Raw genomic sequence first — 21351 nt, forward strand, 5'->3', positions numbered from 1 at the left:
GTGGGGGTCATCGGGGGGTTGATCGTTCTGGTGTGGGCGGGCACGCTGGCCGTGTACGACATCCGGTACAGGCGGTTGCCGGACTGGTTGACCCTGCCGGCGGTGCCGGCGGCGTGGGTGGGGGTCATTCTCCTCGGCCACGGCTGGGCTGTCGTGGGAGGAGCGGCATGGTTCCTGTTGTGCGTGCTTCCGGGGATGCTTTCGGCCCGGCTCCGGGCCGGTGGGGGCGATGCGAAACTCGCCCTGAGCCTCGGAGCGGTCGCCGCGGCCGCCGGGGGAGTAGTGGGTCTGGCGGCCACGATCGCTGCGGCGTCGGCGGTGACGCTGCTGTTCGCGCTGTTCCCGACGGTCCGGTCCTCCGCCCTGCCGCACGGACCGGGGATGCTCATCGCCACGGCAGCGGTGACCGGGGTCATAAACAGTGGGGTGTGGTGACGTCGGTCCGGTGATCATGCGACAATGTAGGGCATGCTTCGATGGACGACTGCCGGGGAATCGCACGGCCAGGCCCTTGTTTCCGTTGTCGAGGACATTCCGGCAGGGGTGCCAGTCACCCGCGCCGAGGTGTCCCGGCAACTCGCCCGACGGCGTCTCGGTTACGGCCGCGGCGCCCGCATGAAGTTCGAGGCGGATGAGGTGACCTTCCTCGGCGGTGTGCGGCACGGCCTGACGATCGGCTCACCGGTCGCTGTGATGATCGGCAACACCGAGTGGCCGAAGTGGACCACGATCATGTCCGCCGACCCGGTCGACATGTCGGACGAGGCCGTGGTCAAGGAGATGGATTCGGGCCGCGGCGCCCGCCTGACCCGGCCGCGTCCCGGCCACGCCGACTTCTCCGGCATGGTCAAGTACGGGCACGACGAGGCCCGTCCGGTCCTGGAACGCTCCAGCGCCCGCGAGACCGCTGCCCGGGTGGCCGCCGGAACCTTCGCCCGCGCCCTGCTGCGTGAGGTCACCGGCGCTGAGGTCGTCAGTCACGTCCTGTCGATCGGCCCGTCGGAGACCTACACCGGACCACCACCGGCCCCGGCTGACCTCGACGCGGTGGACGGCTCGCCGGTCCGCGCCTTCACCGTGCACGGCGACAGCCATGAAAAGTCGATGATCGCCGAGATCGAGGCCGCCCGGAAGTCCGGTGACACCCTCGGTGGCGTCGTCGAGGTGGTCGTCTCGGGGCTGCCCATCGGGCTCGGCTCCCACGTCAGTTGGGACGCACGCCTGGACGGCCAGCTGGCCCAGGCGCTGATGAGCATCCAGGCCATCAAGGGAGTGGAGGTCGGCGACGGGTTCGAGGAGGCCCGTCGTCGGGGCTCGGAGGCGCACGACGAGATCGACCGGGTGGACAACAGTTCCGGTGTGTCACGACGGACCAACCGGGCAGGCGGTCTCGAGGGCGGCATGACCAACGGTGAACAGCTGCGCGTCCGTGCCGCGATGAAGCCGATCTCCACGGTGCCGCGTGCCCTGGCGACGGTCGACATGGATGACGGGCGCCCTGCCACCGGTATCCACCAACGCTCGGACGTGTGCGCGGTGCCGGCGGCCGGCGTCGTAGCCGAGTCCATGGTGGCCCTCGTGCTGGCCCGTGCCGTGCTCGAGAAGTTCGGCGGCGACAGTGTCGCCGAGACACGCCGCAACTACCTGTCCTACCTGGACGACGTGGACAAGCGCCTGACCTGGGGAGAAGCGTAGATGAGTGCCAGTACTGACCATTCGGCGGCGGCTCCCCGGGTCGTCCTCGTCGGCCCACCCGGTGCGGGGAAGAGCACCGTCGGACACGCCCTCGGCGAGGTCCTGCGCTGCGGGGTGGTCGATTCAGACACACTGCTCGAGCGCGACAACAGCATGTCCTGCGGTGAACTGTTCACCCTGCTCGGGGAGCCGGAGTTCCGGCGGCGCGAGGAGATTTACGTTGCCCAGGCACTGATGTCCGACGGTGTCGTGTCCCTCGGCGGTGGTGCCGTCCTGTCTGCCGCGACACGTCGGCTGCTCGCCGAGCATACCGTGGTCTACCTGCGGGTCTCCGCAGAGGAGGGCACACGCCGCACCGCGCACCTGGCGACTCGCCCGGTACTCGCCGCCGCCGACGGTGCGGACCCCTCTGAGCGGTACCGCGAGATCCTCACCCAACGTGAGGAGCTCTACCGGGAGGTCGCGACCCACATCGTCGACGCCGACGGACGGACGCCGCGACACACCGTAGCCGAGGTGCTCGCCCTCATCGGGGTGCACGGCGACCATGATGCAGATGCCACCGGTGACGCCGGCGACGCCGGCGACATACACGACCCCGGGCAGGAGGCACGGCTGTGACCGGACCGAGCACACGTACCGTGCACGTCGCCACGGACCACCCCTACGACGTGGTCATCGGCCGCGACCTGACGGCCACAGTGGCTGACAGCGTCCCCGACGCCCGTCGTGCCGTGATCCTGCACCAGCCGCCCCTGGCCGGTCTCGCGGCCCGCGTCGCCGACGGGCTGCGCGCCGCCGGCCTCGAACCGGTCCTGTACGAGACTCCGGACGCCGAAGCGGCCAAGACCGTCGCGGGTGCCGCGGCCTGCTGGGACGTCTGCGCCGGGGCTGGGCTCTCCCGTCAGGACGTCATCGTCGGTGTCGGGGGCGGGGCGACCACCGACCTGGCCGGTTTCATCGCGGCGACCTGGATGCGCGGGATCCGCGTCGTCCAGTACCCGACGACGCTGCTGGCCATGGTCGATGCGGCGGTCGGCGGGAAGACCGGCATCAACACCGCCGCGGGCAAGAACCTCGTCGGTGCCTTCCACGAGCCCTCGGCCGTCCTCGTCGATCTCGACGTGCTCGAGACGCTCCCGCACCCCGAGATCGTCGCCGGCAGCGCGGAGATCATCAAGGCCGGTTTCATCCGCGACGGTCATATCCTCGATCTCTACGAGTCAGACCCGGTCGCCGCATGCGACCCCCACGGCACGCTGCCGGAGCTCATCGAGGCCGCGATCACCGTGAAGGCGGACGTGGTGGGGCAGGACCTCCGGGAGTCCTCCCTGCGTGAGATCCTCAACTACGGCCACACCTACGGTCACGCCGTCGAGCAGCATGAGAACTACCGCTGGCGGCACGGCCACGCGGTCGCAGTGGGCATGGTCTTCGAGGCCGAGCTCGCCCACGCCGCCGGCCTACTCAGCGGGGAGGCCGTCAACCAGCACCGGCGCATCCTGCAGAGCGTGGGCCTGCCCACCAGCTACGGTAACGCCTCCCTGGAGGAACTGGCCGAGGTCATGGCCCGGGACAAGAAGAACAGGGACGGCAGCCTGCGGATCGTCGTCGTCAGCGACGATACCGGCTCCTATGCCCCCCGGACGCTGGTGGACCCGTCGCAGGACGACCTCACCGCCGCCTACCTCAACACCACCCCTGACAACCACCAGTAGAACAGGAACACCACCATGCGCATCGTCGTCCTCAACGGCCCCAACCTCAACCGCCTGGGCCGCCGCCAGCCCGAGATCTACGGGTCGATGACCCTCGCCGACATCGAGGACGGGCTGCGTGCCGACGCCACACGTCTCGGCGTGGACATCGACTTCCTGCAGTCCAACCACGAGGGTGCGTTGATCGACCGGGTGCACCGGGCCGCCGACGACGGCGACGCGGTGATCATCAACCCGGGCGGGTTGACCCACACCTCCGTCGCCCTGCGCGACGCCCTGGCCGAAGTGGCCGACGGTCCGGGTTTCGTGGAGGTCCACCTCTCCAACATCCACGCCCGCGAGGCCTTCCGGCACCACAGTTACCTCTCTCCGATCGCCCGCGGCGTGATCGCCGGTCTCGGTGCGCAGGGCTACACCATGGCAGTGGAGTACCTTGTACGGCAGGAGAGTACCGGGGCGTAGCCTGGGGGCATGACAGACTTCCTCAGCCGCCGTCAGGCCGTCGCCGACACCCTCTCCACTGCAGGTCACCGGTTTCTTCTGGTCACCGATCTGAAGAACGTCCGCTATCTCACCGGGTTCAGCGGCTCCAACGCCGCCCTGCTCCTCGACTCAGGGGGCCCTGAAGGTTCTGAAGCGGCCGTCACCCTGGCCACTGACGGCCGCTACGACACGCAGGTGCGACAGGAGACGTCCGGGACGCCCGGGGTGGACATCCGGATCACCCGTGACCTGCTCGGGGAACTGCGGTCGGTCGCGGGGGAGAGCGGTGTCGCCGTTGAGCCGGGCATGACCGTCGCCGATGCACGCGGCCTGGGTGACCCGCCGATCCTGGAGGGGGCGGTGGAGGCCGCACGTCTGGTCAAGGACGCCGCAGAGCTCGACGCACTGCGTGAGGCCGGGCGCCTGGCGGACTCCGTGTTCTCCGACTTCATCGCCGCAGGGGGGATCCGCGAGGGGATCACCGAGATCGAGGCGGCCGCGGACCTGGAGCACCGGCTACGCTCGGCCGGCGCCGACGGGCTGAGCTTCGACACGATCCTGGCCTCCGGCGTCAACGCCGCCAAACCCCATGCCGGGGTGTCCCGTGACGTCATCGTCCCGGGCCTGGTCACCGTGGACTTCGGCGTATGGCTGGACGGTTACGCCTCAGACCAGACCCGGACGGTGTGTGTGGGGGAGCCGGACACGCTGTCCGCGGAACTCTACGACCTGGTCCACCGCTCCTTCAGTGCCGGTGTGGAGGCGGTACGTCCCGGTGCGGGGCTCTTCGACGTCGACAAGGTCTGCCGGGACATCATCGACGAGGCCGGGTACGGCGAGTACTTCGTCCACTCCACCGGACACGGAGTGGGCCTCGACGTGCACGAGGCCCCGTACGCCGCGTCGCGCACACCCCGGGACAAGACCCTCGCGGAGTCGATGACCCTGACGGTCGAGCCCGGTGTCTACCTCCCGGGGCGCACGGGGCTGCGCATCGAGAACACGTACATCGTCACGGCAGAGGGCGCGGAGTCGGTCAATCCCTCGTCCACCGGGTTACGGGTGGTCTGACGGCGGGCTGCTAGACTGTTCGGCTGACCACCCAACCAAGATATCCAGGGAGCATACACGTGGCGACAACCGCGGATTTCAAGAACGGTCTCGTGCTGAAGATCGACAACAAGCTGCAGCAGATCATTGAGTTCCAGCACGTCAAGCCGGGCAAGGGCCCTGCTTTCGTCCGGACGAAGCTCAAGGACGTCGTCTCCGGCAAGACCATCGACAAGACCTTCAACGCCGGTGTGAAGGTCGAGACCGCCACCGTGGACCGCCGTGACATGACCTACCTGTACCACGACGGCGAGAACTTCGTGGTCATGGACGACAAGGACTTCGAGCAGTTCGAGGTGCCCTCCGCCAAGTTCGGCGACGCGGGCCGTTTCCTGCTGGAGAACATGCGTGTCCAGCTGTCCTTCCACGACGGCGAGATCCTCTTCGGCGAGCTGCCGGTGTCCGTCGACCTGGCCATCGAGCACACCGACCCGGGCCTGCAGGGCGACCGCTCCACCGGTGGCAGCAAGCCGGCCACCCTGGAGACCGGTGCCGAGATCCAGGTGCCGTTGTTCCTGGAGACGGGCAACGTCGTCAAGGTAGACACCCGCACCGGCGAGTACCTCTCCCGCGTCAACAACTAGACCTCATGGCAGACAAAGAATCCGGCGAGTCCTATCGCCGCCACGGGGCCCGCTACAAGGCCCGACAGCGCGCCGTCGACATCCTCTTCGAGGCGGAGTTCCGGGACATCGACCCCGTCGAGATCGTGGAGGACCGTGTCGAACTGGCCAGGGACGAGTCGAACCAGGTCAAGCCGGTCCCGGAGTACGCCGCCCGGATCGTGCCCGGGGTGGCCTCGGCTCTCGACGAGATCGACGAGGCCATCGCCGCACACCTGAGCAGTACCTGGCGTCTGGACCGACTTCCCGCGGTGGACCGTGCCGTGCTGCGTGTCTCGGCCTGGGAGCTGCTCTACAACGAGGAAGTCCCGGCCAGGGTGGCGCTCAAGGAGGGCATCGAGCTCGCCTCGGAGTACTCCCATGACAAGGCCCCCGGATACGTCAACGCCGTCCTCGACGGCATCGCCCGGGACAAGCGTCTCGCCGACGAAGCGGCCGCAGCGGCCCGGGCCGAGCAGGACGCCGCCGAGGCGAGGCGGGTGCAGGACGCCGAACGCGCCGAGGCGGATTCCCTGATCGACCACATCGTCGACGAGACGCCTGACACCCCGGATCCTTCGGGGGAGACCGGGGAGAGGTAGCTCCCCGCCCGTGCTAGACTTCAGCACGGAACATGGATCCGGTCCCTGGCCGGCATCCGACCACCTTTAACGATCCGTCCAGTGAGGCGGGGAAGGAGGTCACGATGAGCACACAGCATTCCGACGGAACCACCGTCGCCCTCATGGGCGCGGACGACGTCGGACGTACTGTCGCACGCATCGCGCACCAGATCATCGAGAAGACAGCGTTGGATGCGCCCGGTTCGGACCGGGTCGTGCTCCTGGGGATCCCGTCGGGGGGCGTGCCGTTGGCGGCGCGACTGGCGGCCCGGATCGAGGAGTTCAGCGGGGTCAGCGTCTTCCACGGCTCCGTGGACGCGACGCTCTACCGGGACGACCTGACGTCGACACCGCACCGCGCCCTGAAACCGACCAGCGTCCCACGCGAGGGTATCGACGGCGCGACCGTCCTCCTCGTCGACGACGTCCTGTTTTCGGGCCGGACGATCCGTGCTGCCCTGGACGCCCTCCAGGACGTGGGCCGGGCCCACATCGTCCAGCTCGCCGTCCTCGTCGACCGCGGACACCGGGAACTGCCGATCCGTGCCGACTACGTGGGCAAGAACATCCCCACCTCCACGAGTGAAGACGTCCGTGTCTCCCTCGCCGAGATCGACGGCGCCGACAGCGTGGAGCTCCTGCGCCCGGCGGACAACGCGCCCGAAGGAGACCACGCATGAAGCACCTGCTGAGTATCGCCGACCTCGACGCCTCCGAGATCACCCTGCTGCTGGACGAGGCGGACCGTTTCGCCGATTCCCTGCGCGACCGTGAGGTCAAGAAACTGCCGACACTGCGTGGCCGCACGGTGTTCACCCTGTTCTACGAGAACTCGACCCGCACCCGCTCGAGCTTCGAGACCGCCGGCAAGTGGATGAGCGCCGACGTCATCAACATCTCGGCGTCGTCGTCCTCGGTGAAGAAGGGCGAGTCACTCAAGGACACGGCCCTGACGCTGCGTGCCGTCGGCGCGGACGCGATCATCATGCGCCACCCGTCCTCCGGTGCGGCGCGCCAGGTCGCCGACTGGGTCGGGACCGGCCGTGGGGGCATCAGCGTCCTCAACGCCGGCGACGGCTCCCACGAGCACCCCACCCAGGCTCTGCTCGACGCGGTGACCCTGCGCAACAGACTCGGCACCCTCGAGGGAAGCCACGTGGTGATCGTCGGCGACATCCTGCATTCGCGCGTGGCACGGTCGAATGCGCTGCTGCTCACCGCACTGGGTGTGGACGTGACCTTCGTGGCACCGCGCACCCTGCTGGCCCCCGGGATCGAACACTGGGTGAACCCGCACGGCGGTGCCCCCAGCACCGGCACCGTCCGGATCAGCCATGACATGGACGAGGCGATCGCCGGCGCCGATGCGGTGATGATGCTGCGTGTCCAGGCCGAACGTATGGACGGCGGATTCTTCCCCTCGCACCGCGAGTACGCCACCCGCTACGGGCTGTCGCCGGCGCGCCTGGATGCGCTGAAGGATGACGTGGTCGTCCTGCACCCCGGTCCGATGCTGCGCGGCATGGAGATCAACGACGCCGTGGCCGACGCGCCGCAGACCGTGGTCCTCGACCAGGTCACCGCCGGCGTGCACGTGCGCATGGCCGCCCTGTTCACGCTGCTGGTCGGCACCGACGGTACCGACAACACGGCCAGCGCCGCGAGTGCATCGGGGGACCACCGATGACGACCACACCCACCCCGGAGGAGAAGAACGTGAACGACTACCCGGCCACTGGTGCCCTGCACCCCGCCGCCGAGGGTGAGGTGCTGCTGCGCGGCGTCCTGCCTTACGGCGAAGGTGACCCGCAGGACGTCCTGGTCCGCGACGGCGTCATCGTCGAGATCGCGCCCGCAGGTACCGTCGACCCCGGCGACAGCGCAGGGGCCGTCGAGATCCTGGACCTCGACGGCCAGGTCCTGCTGCCGGGGCTGGTCGACATGCACGTGCACATGCGCGAGCCCGGCCGTGAAGACACCGAGACCATCGCCACCGGCTCCGCCGCCGCGGCCCGTGGCGGGTTCACCGCCGTGTTCACCATGGCCAACACCGACCCGGTCACCGACACCCCCGCCATCGCCGAGATGGTCTGGCTCAAAGGCCAGCAGAAGAACCTGTGTGACGTCCACCCGGTCGGCTCCATCAGCCGTGGGCTCGAGGGCCGGGAACTCACCGAGTTCGGCATGATGGCCGACTCGGACGCCAAGGTCCGGATGTTCTCCGACGACGGAAAGTGCGTCGACGACCCCCGCCTGATGCGCCGCGCCGTCGAGTACGCCGGCGGGCTGGACGTCCTGCTCGCCCAGCACTGCGAGGAGCCCCGCCTCACCGAGGGCGCCGTCGCCCACGAGGGCGAGACCGCCGCACGCCTGGGCCTGCGGGGCTGGCCGCGCGTGGCGGAAGAGTCGATCGTCATCCGCGACGCCCTGTTGGCCCGCGACTACGGCGGACGCCTGCACATCTGCCACGCCTCCACCGAGGGCACCGTCGGGCTGCTCGGCTGGGCCCGCGACCACGGCATCCCCCTGTCCGCGGAGGTCACCCCGCACCATCTCATCCTCACCGACGAGAAGCTGGAGACCTACGACGGGCACTACCGGGTCAACCCGCCGCTGCGCGAGACCCGCGACACCCTCGCCCTGCGACAGGCACTGATCGACGGAACCGTGGACTGCGTGGCCACCGACCACGCCCCCCACGGTTCGGAGGAGAAGTGCTGCGAGTTCGACAAGGCACGCCCCGGGATGCTGGGCCTGGAGACGTCCCTGGCCATCATCGCCCAGCTGTTCGTCACCGATCCGCCGGAGGACCAGGAACGCCAGGACTGGCGGTTCGTGGCCCGGGTGATGTCGGAGCGTCCCGCCGAGATCCTCAAGCTGCCGGGACACGGCCGTCCGGTGGCGGTCGGCGAGCCGGCGAACCTGTGTGTGGTCGACCCGGGGCACGGGTGGACCGCCCACGGCGGGGACATGGCCTCGAAATCCTCCAACACCCCCTACGAAGGGATGGACCTGCCCGTGAAGGTCACCACCACGCTGCTGCGTGGCCGGGTGACCTGCCGTGACGGCAAGGTGAGCGACAAATGACCGACAATACGACAGAGAAGAGTACTGCTGTGACTTCCTCCCGCACCCCCGCGCTGCTGGTGCTCGGCGACGGACGGGTGTTCCGTGGCCGGGCCTTCGGTGCCACCGGCACCACCCTCGGTGAAGCCGTGTTCACCACCGGCATGACCGGCTACCAGGAGACGATGACCGACCCGTCCTACCACCGGCAGATCGTGGTGGCCACCGCCCCGCAGATCGGCAACACCGGGTGGAACGACGAGGACGGCGAGTCCCACGGCGACCGGATCTGGGTCGCCGGTCTGGTCATCCGTGACCTGTCGCGCACCGTCTCCAACTGGCGCGCCGACCGCAGCCTGTCCGAGGAGATGGAGAAGCAGGGTGTCATCGGCATCCAGGGGGTCGACACCCGTGCGATCGTGCGCCACCTGCGCGACAAGGGTTCCGTCGCCGCCGGCGTCTTCAGCGGTGAGGCCGCCGGACGCCCGGTCGAGGACCTCGTCGCCGAGGTCAACGCCCAGCAGTCCATGGCCGGGGCCGACCTGGCCACCGAGGTCTCCACAGACGAGACCTACGTCCTGGAGCCCGAGGGTGGGGAAGATGCCCGCTTCACCGTCCTGGCCTACGACATGGGGATCAAGACCAACACCCCGCGCAACTTCGTCTCCCGTGGCATCCGTACCGTCGTCGTCCCCGCCAACAGCCCGGTGGAGCCGCTCATCGAGCAGTACTCGCCGGACGGCGTGTTCATCTCCAACGGCCCCGGCGACCCCGCCACCGCCGACGTCATGGTCGAGCAGGTCCGTACCGTGCTGGCGAAGAAGATCCCGCTCTTCGGCATCTGCTTCGGCAACCAGATCCTCGGCCGTGCGCTGGGCATGGACACCTACAAGCTGAAGTTCGGCCACCGCGGCATCAACGTGCCGGTGCTCAACCACCTCACCGGGAAGATCGACATCACCTCGCAGAACCACGGGTTCGCGCTGAAGGGCCGCGCCGGTGAACCCTTCGACACCGACTTCGGCACCGCCCAGGTCACCCACACCTGCCTCAACGACGACTGTGTCGAGGGCGTCGCCCTCGACAACGGCCTCGCCTTCTCCGTCCAGTATCACCCCGAGGCCGCCGCCGGTCCTCACGACGCCAATCCGCTGTTCGACCAGTTCATCGAACTGATGGAAGGGAACAACTAAATGCCGAAGCGCACCGACATCAACCACGTCCTCGTCATCGGCTCCGGCCCGATCGTCATCGGCCAGGCCTGCGAGTTCGACTACTCCGGCACCCAGGCCTGCCGCGCACTGAAGGCCGAGGGCCTGCGCGTCTCGCTGATCAACTCCAACCCGGCCACCATCATGACCGACCCGGAGTTCGCCGACCACACCTACATCGAGCCGATCCAGCCCGAGTACATCGAGAAGATCTTCGCCGCGGAGAAGGAGGCCGGGCACCCGGTCGACGCCGTACTGGCCACCCTGGGTGGACAGACAGCACTGAACGCCGCGATCCAGCTCGACCGGGCCGGCATCCTCGCCAAGTACGACGTCGAGCTCATCGGCGCCGACATCGACGCCATCGAGCGCGGCGAGGACCGGCAGAAGTTCAAGGACATCGTCGCCTCCATCGGCGGCGACTCGGCCCGCTCCGCCGTCTGCCATGACATGGACGAGGTCCACGACGCCGTCGCCGAGCTCGGGCTGCCCGTCGTGGTCCGCCCGTCGTTCACCATGGGTGGGCTGGGCTCCGGCCTGGCGTTCACCTACGAGGACCTCGACCGCATCGCCGGTGGTGGACTCGCCGCCTCCCCGGAGGCCAACGTGCTCATCGAGGAGTCCATCCTCGGCTGGAAGGAGTACGAGCTGGAGCTCATGCGCGACGGCGACGACAACGCCGTGGTCATCTGCTCCATCGAGAACGTCGACGCCCTCGGCGTGCACACCGGTGACTCGATGACCGTCGCACCGTCGATGACGCTGACCGACCGCGAGTACCAGATCATGCGCGACCAGGGCATCGCCATCCTGCGCGCCGTCGGTGTCGACACCGGTGGCTGCAACATCCAGTTCGCCGTCAACCCCGAGGACGGCCGCCTGATCACCATCGAGATGAACCCGCGGGTCTCGCGGTCCTCGGCCCTGGCCTCCAAGGCCACCGGCTTCCCGATCGCCAAGATCGCCGCCCTGCTGGCCATCGGCTACACCCTCGACGAACTGCGCAACGACATCACCCAGGGCACCCCGGCCGCGTTCGAGCCGACACTGGACTACGTGATCGTCAAGGCCCCGCGTTTCGCCTTCGAGAAGTTCCCCGGCGCCGACGACACCCTGACCACCACCATGAAGGCCGTGGGCGAGGCCATGTCGGTGGGCCGCAACTACATCGCCGCACTGAACAAGGTGCTGCGCTCGCTGGAGACCAAACCCGCCGGGTTCTGGACCACCAGCGACGAGTACTTCGCCGGTGAACGTGCCACCGACCTGGCCGCCGTCCTGGACGACCTGGGACGGCCCACCGAGGGCCGGATGTACGACATGGAGCTCGCGCTGCGCCTCGGCGCCACCGTGGACCAGGTCCACCGCGCCTCGGTCGGGGTGGACCCCTGGTTCCTGCACGAACTCAAGGCGCTGGTGGACTTCCGTGCCGAGCTCGAGGACGCCCCGGTGCTCTCCGAGGAGCTGCTGCGCGAGGCGAAGTACCTGGGCCTGTCCGACGCCCAGATCGCCGCGCTGCGCCCCGAGCTGGCCGGCGAGGACGGCGTGCGCTCGCTGCGCTGGTCGCTGGGGATCCGTCCGGTCTTCAAGACGGTGGACACCTGTGCCGCGGAGTTCGAGGCGCAGACCCCGTACCACTACTCGGCCTACGAGCTGGACCCGGAGGCGGAGTCCGAGGTCGCCGAGCAGCGTGACCGCGACAAGATCATCATCCTCGGCTCCGGGCCGAACCGTATCGGCCAGGGCATCGAGTTCGACTACTCCTGCGTGCACGCCGCACTGGAGCTGTCCCGGGTGGGCTACGAGACCGTGATGGTCAACTGCAACCCTGAGACCGTCTCCACCGACTACGACACCGCCGACCGTCTCTACTTCGAGCCGCTGACCTTCGAGGACGTCATGGAGGTCTACCACGCCGAGACGCAGTCCGGCACCGTGGCCGGGGTGATCGTCCAGCTCGGCGGGCAGACCCCGCTGGGCCTGGCGCAGCGCCTCACCGACGCCGGTGTCCCGGTGATCGGCACGACCTCCGAGGCCATCAACCTGGCCGAGGACCGCGGCGAGTTCGGCACCGTGCTGGAGAAGGCCGGCCTGCCCGCCCCGGCCTTCGGCACCGCCACCACCTTCGCCGAGGCCCGCGACGTCGCCTCCCGCATCGGCTACCCGGTGCTGGTCCGCCCGTCCTACGTGCTGGGCGGCCGTGGCATGGAGATCGTCTACGACGAGCCCTCCCTGGAGGACTACATCGACCGTGCGACGGAGATCACCTCGGACCACCCGGTGCTGGTCGACCGGTTCCTGGACAACGCCATCGAGATCGACGTCGACGCCCTGTGCGACGGCGAGGAGGTCTACCTCGCCGGCGTGATGGAGCACATCGAGGAGGCCGGCATCCACTCCGGCGACTCCGCCTGCGCTCTGCCGCCGATGACACTGGGAGAGGGCGACATCGAGAACGTGCGCCGCTCCACCGCCGCCCTGGCCCACGGTATCGGCGTCAAGGGCCTGATGAACATCCAGTTCGCCCTGAAGGACGACATCCTCTACGTCATCGAGGCCAACCCGCGGGCATCGCGCACCGTGCCGTTCGTCTCGAAGGCCACCGGCGTGCCGTTGGCCAAGGCAGCCTCGCGGATCATGACCGACACCCCGATCCGGGAGCTGATCGCCGAGGGCCTGATCCCGGGCGACCGGGACGGCGGTTCGCTGCCGCTGGGCCACCCCATCGCGGTCAAGGAGGCGGTCATGCCCTTCAACCGCTTCCGCAGCCCGGAGGGCGAGATGCTCGACAGCCTGCTCAGCCCGGAGATGAAGTCCACCGGTGAGGTCATGGGGCTGGACTCCGACTTCGGCACGGCCTTCGCCAAGTCCCAGGAGGCCGCCACCGGCTCCCTGCCGACCAGCGGCCGGGTGTTCGTCTCGGTCGCCAACCGCGACAAGCGGACCATGATCCTGCCCATCCAGCGTCTGGCCTCCCTCGGTTTCGACCTGGTCGCCACCGAGGGCACCGCGGCGATGCTGCGGCGCAACGGACTGGAGTGCGAGGTCGTGGCCAAGCAGACCGACATCGAGTCCGGCGCCGCCACGTCCGGGGCACGCTCGGTGGTCGACCTCATCGACGAGGGGTCGATCGACTTCATCCTCAACACCCCGGCCGGCACCGCCGCGGCCCGCGGGGACGGCTACGACATCCGTGCCGCCGCCGTGCGCCAGGGCGTCTCCTGCGTCACGACCGTGCAGGGTGCCGTCGCCGCCGTGCAGGGCATCGAGGCGCTCAAGGGCTCCACCACCGTGGTGCGGGCCATCCAGGACGTCAACCATGACAACTACTGACAACCCGGTGTCCTCCGGCACCTTCGGCGAGCGTTACCTGGAGCGTTCCCGGGACCTGGGACGGTTGTGTGTGGGCATGGACCCGCATGCGGGCATCCTGGAGTCCTGGGGCCTGGGGGTCGACGTGGCCGGGCTGGAGGCTTTCTCACGTATCTGCGTGGAGGCCTTCGCCGACACCGCCTGTGTGGTCAAACCCCAGGTCGCCTTCTACGAGGCCTTCGGGTCAGCCGGGCTCGCCGTCCTCGAGCAGGCGCTGGCGGAGCTGAGCCGGGCGGGCACCCTGGTGATCGCCGACGCCAAACGCGGGGACATCGGCACCACCATGGCCGGGTACGCCCGTGCGTGGTTGTCCGATGATTCACCGCTGTGCGCCGACGCCGTCACTGTCTCGCCTTATCTCGGCCTCGACTCCCTGGCCCCGGCGCTGGAGGCCGGTGACGCCACCGGCAGGGGAGTGATCGTGCTCTCGGCGACCTCGAACCCGGAGGGCCCGCAGTTCCAGGCCCTGGCCACCGACGGTGGGCGCAGCGTGGCCCAGACGGTCGTCGACTGGGCCGCGGAGCACAATGCGGTCCACCCCGGCGGCGGGAATGTCGGCGTCGTCGTCGGCGCAACCGTCGCTGACCCGCCGGATCTCACCGACGTCGGCGGCGTCGTCCTGATGCCCGGCGTCGGCGCCCAGGGCGGTGCGGCCGACGACATCCGCCGGATCGCCGGAGCCGCGGAGAAGTGGGCCAGCCCCAACATCTCGCGGTCGGTGCTCTCAGCAGGCCCGGATGTTGGGGACCTGCGACAGGCCGTCGCAGACTCCTCAGCAGCGTTCCCGCAGCTCTGAACGTCCGGCCTGTCGACGCGCCGAGGAGCGCGAACTGGGGGTTTGTTCAACATCCCCGGGTCGTAGTGCTACACTTGGCGCGTTGTTTCATGGTCGCGACCTGCGACGCTTCTCCCGTGTGAACGTGGGGGCGGTGCAGGACGTCCAACAGACACCAGGCGCGTACTTTCCGTGCGGGGCTGTTGCTATTCAGCACAGCCCGTCGCTAGGATTCGTCGAGGTTGACGGTCGGGCACAGGTCCGGCCGACTGAAACACCTGAAGTACCCCAAGCAAGTGACATCGAACCACAGAACAAGACGGAGGAACCCGTGGCCCTTCCCCAGTTGACCCCGGAGCAGCGTGCAGAAGCCCTGAAGAAGGCCGCCGAGGCCCGTAAGGCCCGTGCCGAGCTCAAGGAGAAGCTCAAGCGTGGAGGCACCGACCTCAAGCAGGTCCTTGCTGACGCCGACGAAGACCCGATCATCGGCAAGATGAAGGTGTCCGCCCTTCTCGAGGCCATGCCCAAGGTCGGCAAGGTCAAGGCGCAGGAGATCATGACCGAGCTGGAGATCGCCCCCACCCGTCGCCTCCGCGGCCTCGGCGACCGTCAGCGTCGCGCCCTGCTGGAGCGCTTCGGTTTCGAGGTCTAGGAGCCTTGACCCCGCAAGTGCAGGCCGAAGCGCAGGGCACGGACGTGTCCGGTCCGCACCTGGTCGTCCTGGCGGGACCGTCGGCGGTCGGGAAGTCAACGGTCGTCGCACAGTTGAAGGCGTCGGTCCCGGACCTGTTCTTCAGCGTGTCGTGGACCACCCGGGCCCCTCGTCCCGGTGAGGTCGACGGGCAGGACTACCACTACGTCACGCGGGAACGCTTCCGGGACGAGGTGGACAGTGGCCTCATGCTCGAGTGGGCGGAGATCCACGGAGGGCTGCAGTTGTCGGGTACCCCCCGGCAGCCGGTCACCGAGGCGCTCCAGGCAGGCCGCCCGGTCCTGGTCGAGGTTGACCTGGCCGGGGCCCGCAACATCAAGCGGATGATGCCCGAGGCACTCACGGTGTTCCTGGCCCCTCCCACCTGGGAGGACCTGGTGGAGCGGTTGACCGGCCGTGGCACCGAGAGTGAGGACGTCATCCGGCGTCGCCTGGAGACCGCCCGTGAAGAGCTCGCCTCCAAGGAGGAGTTCGACCGGGTCGTCGTCAACCGGGACGTCACCGAGGCCGTCGCCGAGATCAGCGCACTGCTGACCGGGCACGCACAGTAAGACTATTCGAGAAACAAAGGTGTGGAGTGGAAACCAACGACAACTCAACCGTCTTCGACCCGGCGGTCGGCATCACGAACCCGCCGATCGACGATCTGCTGACCAAGGTGTCCTCGAAGTACGCCCTGGTGATCTTCGCGGCCAAGCGTGCGCGCCAGATCAACAACTACTTCCAGACCGTCGGTGACGGCGTGTTCGAGTTCGTCGGCCCGCTGGTCACCCCGGAAGCACACGAGAAGCCGCTGTCGGTGGCTCTGCGTGAGATCGAGGGCGATCTGCTGGAGCACACCGAAGGCTGATCGACCCCACCGCGTCAGGCCCGTCACGCGACGTCCGTGGCCACAGAACTTCCACTGTGGCCGGACGTCGGGTGACGGGCCTGACCCGTTCCCGGTCCACAGCGGGCTGACGCTGTGGGCTAGGCTGGTTTCCCGTGAGTGAAAACAATCTGAACGTGCTCGTCGGCGTGGGCGGCGGTATCGCCGCCTACAAGTCCGGCGCACTGGTGCGCTACTTCACCGAGGCCGGGCACGACGTCCACGTCATCCCGACGGAGTCGGCGCTGCGGTTCGTCGGGGCCTCCACGTTCGAGGCCCTGTCCGGTAACCCGGTGTCCACCACCGTGTTCGAGGGCGTCGACGAGGTCCGCCACGTCCGACTGGGGCAGGACGCCGACCTGATCGTGATCGCCCCGGCGACGGCGGACCTGCTCGCCCGTCTGGCCCACGGCCGGGCGGACGACCTGCTGACCGCCAGCGTGCTGGTGGCCACCTGCCCGGTGGTCCTGGCCCCGGCGATGCACACGGAGATGTGGCAGAATCCCGCCACCCGGGAGAACGTGGCCACACTGCGTCGTCGCGGCGTCACGGTGCTGGAGCCCGCCCACGGCCGGTTGACCGGTACCGACTCGGGTGCCGGGCGGCTGCCGGAACCGGAGCACATCGGTGCGCTGGCCACGGCGGCGCAGGACCGGTTCGGCATCTTCCGGCAGTCGCTGGCGGGCCGTCGGATCCTGGTCACCGCCGGTGGTACGCATGAGGCGCTCGATCCGGTGCGCTACCTGGGCAACGCGTCCTCGGGCCGCCAGGGGTTCGCGCTGGCCGACGTCGCCGTGCAACGGGGTGCCCAGGTGGAGCTGGTCGCCGGAGTCACCGAGGATCTCCCGGTCCCGTCAGGGGCCCGCCTCACCCGGATCAGAAGCGCCCGTGACCTGGAGGCCGCCGTCGGTGAACTGGCCGGCGGGGTGGACGCGGTGGTCATGGCCGCCGCGGTGGCGGACTTCCGTCCGGCGAGCGAGGCCGGCGCCAAGCTGAAGAAGGGTGGGGAGGACGACCTGTCCACCCTGGCGTTGGCGGAGAACCCGGACATCCTGCAGGGGCTGGTGGAGCGACGTCGGGCCGGCGGGCTTCCGGAGGACCTGGTGATCGCCGGATTCGCCGCGGAAACCGGCGACGAGCACCACAGCCCTCTGGACCACGCCCGGGCGAAACTGGAGCGTAAGGGCTGCGACCTGTTGATGTGCAACGCCGTCGGCGACGGGGTGGTGTTCGGTCAGCACGACAGCCAGGGCTGGATCCTCACCCCCGGGGACCGCCCGGGCGCCGAGGAGGTCACCGAGGTTCCGGCGTCCTCGAAACTCGTGGTCGCCTCGTACATCGTCGACGCGGTCGAGGAGCTGTTGCCCGGCTGACCCAGGATTAGTCACGCGACGGGGCCGGGCCCGCCGTCACCGCCTTCCAGACTGCTTGGTCTAGGATGGTGACGTTCGGGCGCGCACCACGCTCAGGAAGCACAAGTTACATCACGACAGGAAGTCAGGAAGTTCAGGACAGTGACCACTTCGTCCAATGCAAGCCCCCGCCTCTTCACCAGTGAGTCCGTGACCGAAGGCCACCCCGACAAGATCTGTGACGCCATCTCCGACACCATTCTCGACGCACTGTTGCAGAAGGACCCGCGCTCGCATGTCGCCGTGGAGACCATGGTCACCACCGGCCAGGTCCACGTGGCCGGTGAGGTCCGCTCCGACGCCTACGTCGAGATCCCCAAGCTGGTCCGTGAGACGCTGCTGAGCATCGGTTTCACCTCCTCCTCTGTGGGCTTCGACGGCCGCACCTGCGGGGTGAACATCGCCATCGGCGAGCAGTCGCAGGAGATCGGCGACGGTGTCGACACCTCCCACGAGATCCGCAGCGGCACCGCCGACGACAAGTACGAGGACGTCGACCAGGCCGGCGCGGGCGACCAGGGTCTGATGTTCGGGTACGCCACCGACGAGACCCCGGAGCTGATGCCGCTGCCGATCGCCACGGCCCACCGTCTGTCGCGTCGGCTGACCCAGGTGCGTAAGGAAGGCATCGTCAACCACCTCCGTCCGGACGGCAAGACGCAGGTCACCTTCGCCTACGACGCCGACGGCCGCCCCTCCCACCTGGACACCGTGGTCATCTCCACCCAGCACGACGAGGAGATCAGCCAGGCGGAGCTCACCGAGCAACTGCGCACCCACGTGGTCGACTGGGTCGTCGAGGACGCCGGGCTGCAGGACTTCGTCACCGGTGAACTGACGCTGCTGATCAACCCGTCGGGGTCCTTCATCCTCGGCGGGCCCATGGGCGACGCGGGCCTGACCGGCCGCAAGATCATCGTGGACACCTACGGTGGCATGGCCCGGCACGGCGGCGGCGCCTTCTCCGGCAAGGACCCGAGCAAGGTCGACCGGTCCGCCGCGTACGCGATGCGGTGGGTCGCCAAGAACATCGTCGCCGCCGGACTGGCCCACCGCGCCGAGGTGCAGGTGGCCTACGCCATCGGCCGGGCCCGCCCGGTCGGCCTGTACGTGGAGACCTTCGGCACCGCCCAGCACGGGCTGACCGACGAGCAGATCCAGCAGGCGGTCAGTGAGGTCTTCGACCTGCGGCCCGGGGCGATCATCCGGGACCTGGACCTGCTGCGTCCGATCTACGCGCAGACCGCCGCCTACGGCCACTTCGGCCGCACGGACATCGACCTGCCGTGGGAGAACACCGACCGCGCCGAGGCACTGACCGCGGCGGTCGAGGAGATCGTCGCGGCGAACGTCGCGCAGTAGGTTCCGCCGGTGGCCGACGTTTCCGACGCTGCGGCAGCTGCCGTCCCTGAGGTCGACGACCCGGTCGCCCGGGTGCTGCCGTTGCTGGGCATGCCGCACCTGGACCGGCTCTTCGACTACGCCGTCCCGGCGAAACTCGCCGAGGAGGCCCGCCCGGGTGTGAAGGTCCGGGTGCGGTTCGCCGGTCGCCTGGTGGACGCCCTGCTGGTGGAACGGCGTCGGACCACCGACCATGTGGGCACGCTCGCCCCGCTGAACCGGGTGATCAGCCCACTGCAGCTCGTCCCACCGCACCTGTGGTCGCTGGTGAACCATCTCGCCGACCGGTACGCGGGCACCCGCTCAGACGTGATCCGGGCGCTGGTGCCCGCCCGCCACGCTTCGGCGGAGAAGGACGGCCTGTTCGGTGGGGGTGCCGACTGGGAGGAGCTCTACGGCTCCCTGGTGTCCCGGGAGGACCTGGTGGAGGCACCGCGTCAGGCTGCCGCCGCCGGATGGGCGGGGTACCGCCATGCCGACAGTTTCCTGCGTGCTGTGCACGACGGACGCCCGGCGAGGGCGTCGTGGCTGTGGACCCCGGGGGAGGACTGGTCGGCACGGGTCGCCGAGGCGGCGGCCTCGGTGGCCTGGGACGGTGGCGGGGTGCTGGTGGTGGCGCCGGACCAGCGTGACGTGGACCGTCTCGTCGGCGCGCTACGGGTGTTCCTCTCCGCGGCGCAGATCACCGAACTGACGGCGAAGGTCGGTCCGGCGGCTCGCTACCGGCGGTACCTGTCGGTGCTGGCGGGCCAGGGGCGGGTGGTGGTCGGTACCCGGTCGGCGGCCAGCGCCCCGGTGAAGGACCTGCGTCTGATCGTGCTGGTGGGCGAGGCCGACGACAACCTCGTCGACCCGCGCTCTCCCTACCTGCATTCCCGTGAGGTGCTGCGTCTGCGCTCGGAGTTGGAGGCCACGGCCCTGCTGGTCGGCGGGGCGCACCGGTCGGCGGAGGTCCAGCAGTGGGTGGAGGAGGGTTTCACCCCGTCCCTGCGTCCGGAGCCTGAGCTGCTCCGGGAGCGGATGCCGTGGATCCACGCCCTCGACGACATCCATGACCCCCATTCCGGTCACGCCCGCCTGCCGTCTGCCGCGGTGAAGGCGATGCGACGCAGTCTGGATGCGGGGATGCCGTGCCTGGTGCAGGTCCCGCGGCGTGGTTACGCCCCGGCGGTGGCGTGTTCGAGCTGTCGGACGCCGGCCCGGTGCCGTCGTTGCAACGGCCCCCTGGAGTTGCCGGCAGGCCCGTCCGACGGTGCGGCGGCAGCACCCCGGTGCCGCTGGTGCGGCGCGTTGGAGGGCCATTTCACCTGCGGGACCTGCGGTGGTCATGCATTGCGGATGTCGGTGGTCGGCCAGGAGCGTACCGCCGAGGAGCTGGGCCGGGCGTTCACCGGGGTGCCGGTGGTGGTCTCCGGCGGTGGCCAGATGCGCACCCACGTCCCTGACCGGCCCGGTCTGGTGGTGGCCACACCGGGGTCGGAGCCGGTGGTCGAGGACGGTGGCGGTTACGGTGCGGTCGTCGTCCTCGACACCTGGCTGACACTGGGCCGCGAGGACCTGCGGGCCGGGGAGAACGCCCTCCGGCAGTGGATGGAGGCCGCGTGCCTGGCGGTCCCCCGTGACAGTGGTGGTGAGATGGTGGTCGCCGTGGCGCCGGACGACCCGACGGTGCAGGCACTGATCCGGTGGGATCCGGAGGGTGCCGCCGCCCGTGAGCTGGCGGGACGCCACGACGCCGGATTCCCGCCCGCGGTGACGCTGGTTGCGGTGGACGGGACGTCGACGTCCCTCGAGCAGTTCGAGGACGCCTGGACCACACCGGATCAGCTCGGCGGCGTGGAGCGTCTGGGACCGGTGGAACTTCCCCCGGGGGTGCGTCTCCCGGCCGGACTGGGGGAGCCGGAGGCCGATCAGGCCCGACGGCTGATCATCCGGGTGCCGGTGCCTCCGGGGGCCGCGGGAGAGACGGTCGAGGCCCTGGGTGCGTCGCTACGGGCGGCGCAGTCGTTACGTGCCACGCGTCGTCAGTCCGACCCGCTGCGTATCGTCGTCGACCCGGTCCGGGTGGGGTAGCGGTCCTGCCGCGGGAGCCGGCGTCCGGTGCCCGGTGGTAATGCCTGAGCAGGGCTGGATGGTGGGGTCGCCACCGGCTCCGGGGAAGTGTTACCACGTCAGGCTCCGCCACAGCGGCAAAACCCCAGGTCGTGAAAAATATTACCATGTTGAAGTGGTAACACTTCCGGAACCGCCGCCGGGGCCGCCCACACGTCTCGTCGGTACCGGTGACCCCATGAGTAGACTGT

At 69.2% G+C, this 21351-nt stretch carries 20 protein-coding genes; all 20 read left to right on the forward strand.

Going from position 1 to position 21351, the window contains the following annotated elements; genetic code table 11:
• The 20 genes from FS507_RS01080 to FS507_RS01175 all read left to right on the forward strand — a co-directional run bounded on the left by FS507_RS01080 (window position 1) and on the right by FS507_RS01175 (window position 21121).
• Window positions 1-435, forward strand: a complete 435-nt coding sequence (locus tag FS507_RS01080) for a prepilin peptidase (protein WP_260853085.1) — start codon at window positions 1-3, stop codon at window positions 433-435.
• A gap of 33 nt (window positions 436-468) precedes the next feature.
• Complete coding sequence (aroC, locus tag FS507_RS01085) at window positions 469-1695, forward strand: chorismate synthase (RefSeq protein WP_145940997.1); 1227 nt, start codon at window positions 469-471, stop codon at window positions 1693-1695.
• A complete protein-coding gene (locus FS507_RS01090; protein WP_145940998.1) occupies window positions 1696-2316 on the forward strand; it encodes a shikimate kinase in 621 nt (206 codons plus the stop codon).
• Window positions 2313-3413 (forward strand): 3-dehydroquinate synthase, encoded by a 1101-nt coding sequence (gene aroB, locus FS507_RS01095; RefSeq protein WP_186314504.1) that lies wholly within the window; start codon window positions 2313-2315, stop codon window positions 3411-3413. The genes FS507_RS01090 and aroB overlap by 4 nt, the downstream gene beginning before the upstream one ends.
• A 15-nt stretch (window positions 3414-3428) precedes the next feature.
• Window positions 3429-3875, forward strand: a complete 447-nt coding sequence (aroQ, locus tag FS507_RS01100) for a type II 3-dehydroquinate dehydratase (RefSeq protein WP_145940999.1) — start codon at window positions 3429-3431, stop codon at window positions 3873-3875.
• A 9-nt stretch (window positions 3876-3884) separates the two neighbouring features.
• Window positions 3885-4967, forward strand: coding sequence for a M24 family metallopeptidase (locus FS507_RS01105; protein WP_145941000.1), 1083 nt, complete (start codon window positions 3885-3887; stop codon window positions 4965-4967).
• A gap of 59 nt (window positions 4968-5026) precedes the next feature.
• Window positions 5027-5590, forward strand: a complete 564-nt coding sequence (gene efp, locus FS507_RS01110; protein WP_145941001.1) for an elongation factor P — start codon at window positions 5027-5029, stop codon at window positions 5588-5590.
• A 5-nt stretch (window positions 5591-5595) separates the two neighbouring features.
• The gene (nusB, locus tag FS507_RS01115) at window positions 5596-6210 is read left to right on the forward strand and encodes a transcription antitermination factor NusB (RefSeq protein ID WP_145941002.1); all 615 of its coding nucleotides are present in this window, start codon (window positions 5596-5598) and stop codon (window positions 6208-6210) included.
• A 104-nt stretch (window positions 6211-6314) separates the two neighbouring features.
• Window positions 6315-6911 carry a bifunctional pyr operon transcriptional regulator/uracil phosphoribosyltransferase PyrR gene (pyrR, locus tag FS507_RS01120; RefSeq protein ID WP_145941003.1) on the forward strand — a complete coding sequence of 199 codons (597 nt, stop codon included), beginning with the start codon at window positions 6315-6317 and terminating at the stop codon, window positions 6909-6911.
• Window positions 6908-7918, forward strand: coding sequence for an aspartate carbamoyltransferase catalytic subunit (locus tag FS507_RS01125; protein ID WP_145941004.1), 1011 nt, complete (start codon window positions 6908-6910; stop codon window positions 7916-7918). The genes pyrR and FS507_RS01125 overlap by 4 nt, the downstream gene beginning before the upstream one ends.
• Window positions 7915-9318, forward strand: a complete 1404-nt coding sequence (locus FS507_RS01130; protein ID WP_145941005.1) for a dihydroorotase — start codon at window positions 7915-7917, stop codon at window positions 9316-9318. Before FS507_RS01125 ends, FS507_RS01130 begins: the two co-directional genes overlap by 4 nt.
• On the forward strand, window positions 9315-10490 hold the full coding sequence (carA, locus tag FS507_RS01135) for a glutamine-hydrolyzing carbamoyl-phosphate synthase small subunit (protein ID WP_145941006.1): 1176 nt from the start codon (window positions 9315-9317) through the stop codon (window positions 10488-10490). Before FS507_RS01130 ends, carA begins: the two co-directional genes overlap by 4 nt.
• The gene (carB, locus tag FS507_RS01140) at window positions 10491-13841 is read left to right on the forward strand and encodes a carbamoyl-phosphate synthase large subunit (RefSeq protein ID WP_145941007.1); all 3351 of its coding nucleotides are present in this window, start codon (window positions 10491-10493) and stop codon (window positions 13839-13841) included. It begins immediately after the preceding gene.
• A complete protein-coding gene (pyrF, locus tag FS507_RS01145) occupies window positions 13828-14676 on the forward strand; it encodes an orotidine-5'-phosphate decarboxylase (protein ID WP_145941008.1) in 849 nt (282 codons plus the stop codon). Before carB ends, pyrF begins: the two co-directional genes overlap by 14 nt.
• 310 nt (window positions 14677-14986) lie before the next feature.
• Window positions 14987-15307 (forward strand): integration host factor, actinobacterial type, encoded by a 321-nt coding sequence (gene mihF, locus FS507_RS01150; RefSeq protein WP_038548495.1) that lies wholly within the window; start codon window positions 14987-14989, stop codon window positions 15305-15307.
• A gap of 44 nt (window positions 15308-15351) precedes the next feature.
• Window positions 15352-15918: a guanylate kinase gene (gene gmk, locus FS507_RS01155; RefSeq protein ID WP_145941149.1), complete on the forward strand. Its 567-nt coding sequence runs from the start codon at window positions 15352-15354 to the stop codon at window positions 15916-15918.
• A gap of 26 nt (window positions 15919-15944) precedes the next feature.
• On the forward strand, window positions 15945-16217 hold the full coding sequence (gene rpoZ / locus FS507_RS01160; protein ID WP_038548496.1) for a DNA-directed RNA polymerase subunit omega: 273 nt from the start codon (window positions 15945-15947) through the stop codon (window positions 16215-16217).
• Window positions 16218-16351: 134 nt separating this feature from the next.
• Entirely contained in the window at window positions 16352-17608 is a 1257-nt protein-coding gene (coaBC, locus tag FS507_RS01165; protein WP_145941009.1) for a bifunctional phosphopantothenoylcysteine decarboxylase/phosphopantothenate--cysteine ligase CoaBC, read from the forward strand.
• A 141-nt stretch (window positions 17609-17749) separates the two neighbouring features.
• Window positions 17750-19009 carry a methionine adenosyltransferase gene (gene metK, locus FS507_RS01170; RefSeq protein WP_145941010.1) on the forward strand — a complete coding sequence of 420 codons (1260 nt, stop codon included), beginning with the start codon at window positions 17750-17752 and terminating at the stop codon, window positions 19007-19009.
• Between the two features lie 90 nt (window positions 19010-19099).
• Complete coding sequence (locus FS507_RS01175; protein WP_145941150.1) at window positions 19100-21121, forward strand: primosomal protein N'; 2022 nt, start codon at window positions 19100-19102, stop codon at window positions 21119-21121.
• Window positions 21122-21351: the final 230 nt, after the last annotated feature.

This window comes from Corynebacterium glyciniphilum AJ 3170, from assembly GCF_007673095.1.
GTDB lineage: Bacteria > Actinomycetota > Actinomycetes > Mycobacteriales > Mycobacteriaceae > Corynebacterium.

Coding starts and splice junctions, on each gene's coding strand:
- FS507_RS01130 (WP_145941005.1), top strand. CDS start 7,915: ATGACGACCACACCCACCCCGGAGGAGAAGAACGTGAACGACTACCCG.
- aroC (WP_145940997.1), top strand. CDS start 469: ATGCTTCGATGGACGACTGCCGGGGAATCGCACGGCCAGGCCCTTGTT.
- nusB (WP_145941002.1), top strand. CDS start 5,596: ATGGCAGACAAAGAATCCGGCGAGTCCTATCGCCGCCACGGGGCCCGC.
- FS507_RS01175 (WP_145941150.1), top strand. CDS start 19,100: ATGCCGCACCTGGACCGGCTCTTCGACTACGCCGTCCCGGCGAAACTC.
- carB (WP_145941007.1), top strand. CDS start 10,491: ATGCCGAAGCGCACCGACATCAACCACGTCCTCGTCATCGGCTCCGGC.
- FS507_RS01090 (WP_145940998.1), top strand. CDS start 1,696: ATGAGTGCCAGTACTGACCATTCGGCGGCGGCTCCCCGGGTCGTCCTC.
- pyrF (WP_145941008.1), top strand. CDS start 13,828: ATGACAACTACTGACAACCCGGTGTCCTCCGGCACCTTCGGCGAGCGT.
- aroQ (WP_145940999.1), top strand. CDS start 3,429: ATGCGCATCGTCGTCCTCAACGGCCCCAACCTCAACCGCCTGGGCCGC.
- carA (WP_145941006.1), top strand. CDS start 9,315: ATGACCGACAATACGACAGAGAAGAGTACTGCTGTGACTTCCTCCCGC.
- FS507_RS01125 (WP_145941004.1), top strand. CDS start 6,908: ATGAAGCACCTGCTGAGTATCGCCGACCTCGACGCCTCCGAGATCACC.
- pyrR (WP_145941003.1), top strand. CDS start 6,315: ATGAGCACACAGCATTCCGACGGAACCACCGTCGCCCTCATGGGCGCG.
- FS507_RS01105 (WP_145941000.1), top strand. CDS start 3,885: ATGACAGACTTCCTCAGCCGCCGTCAGGCCGTCGCCGACACCCTCTCC.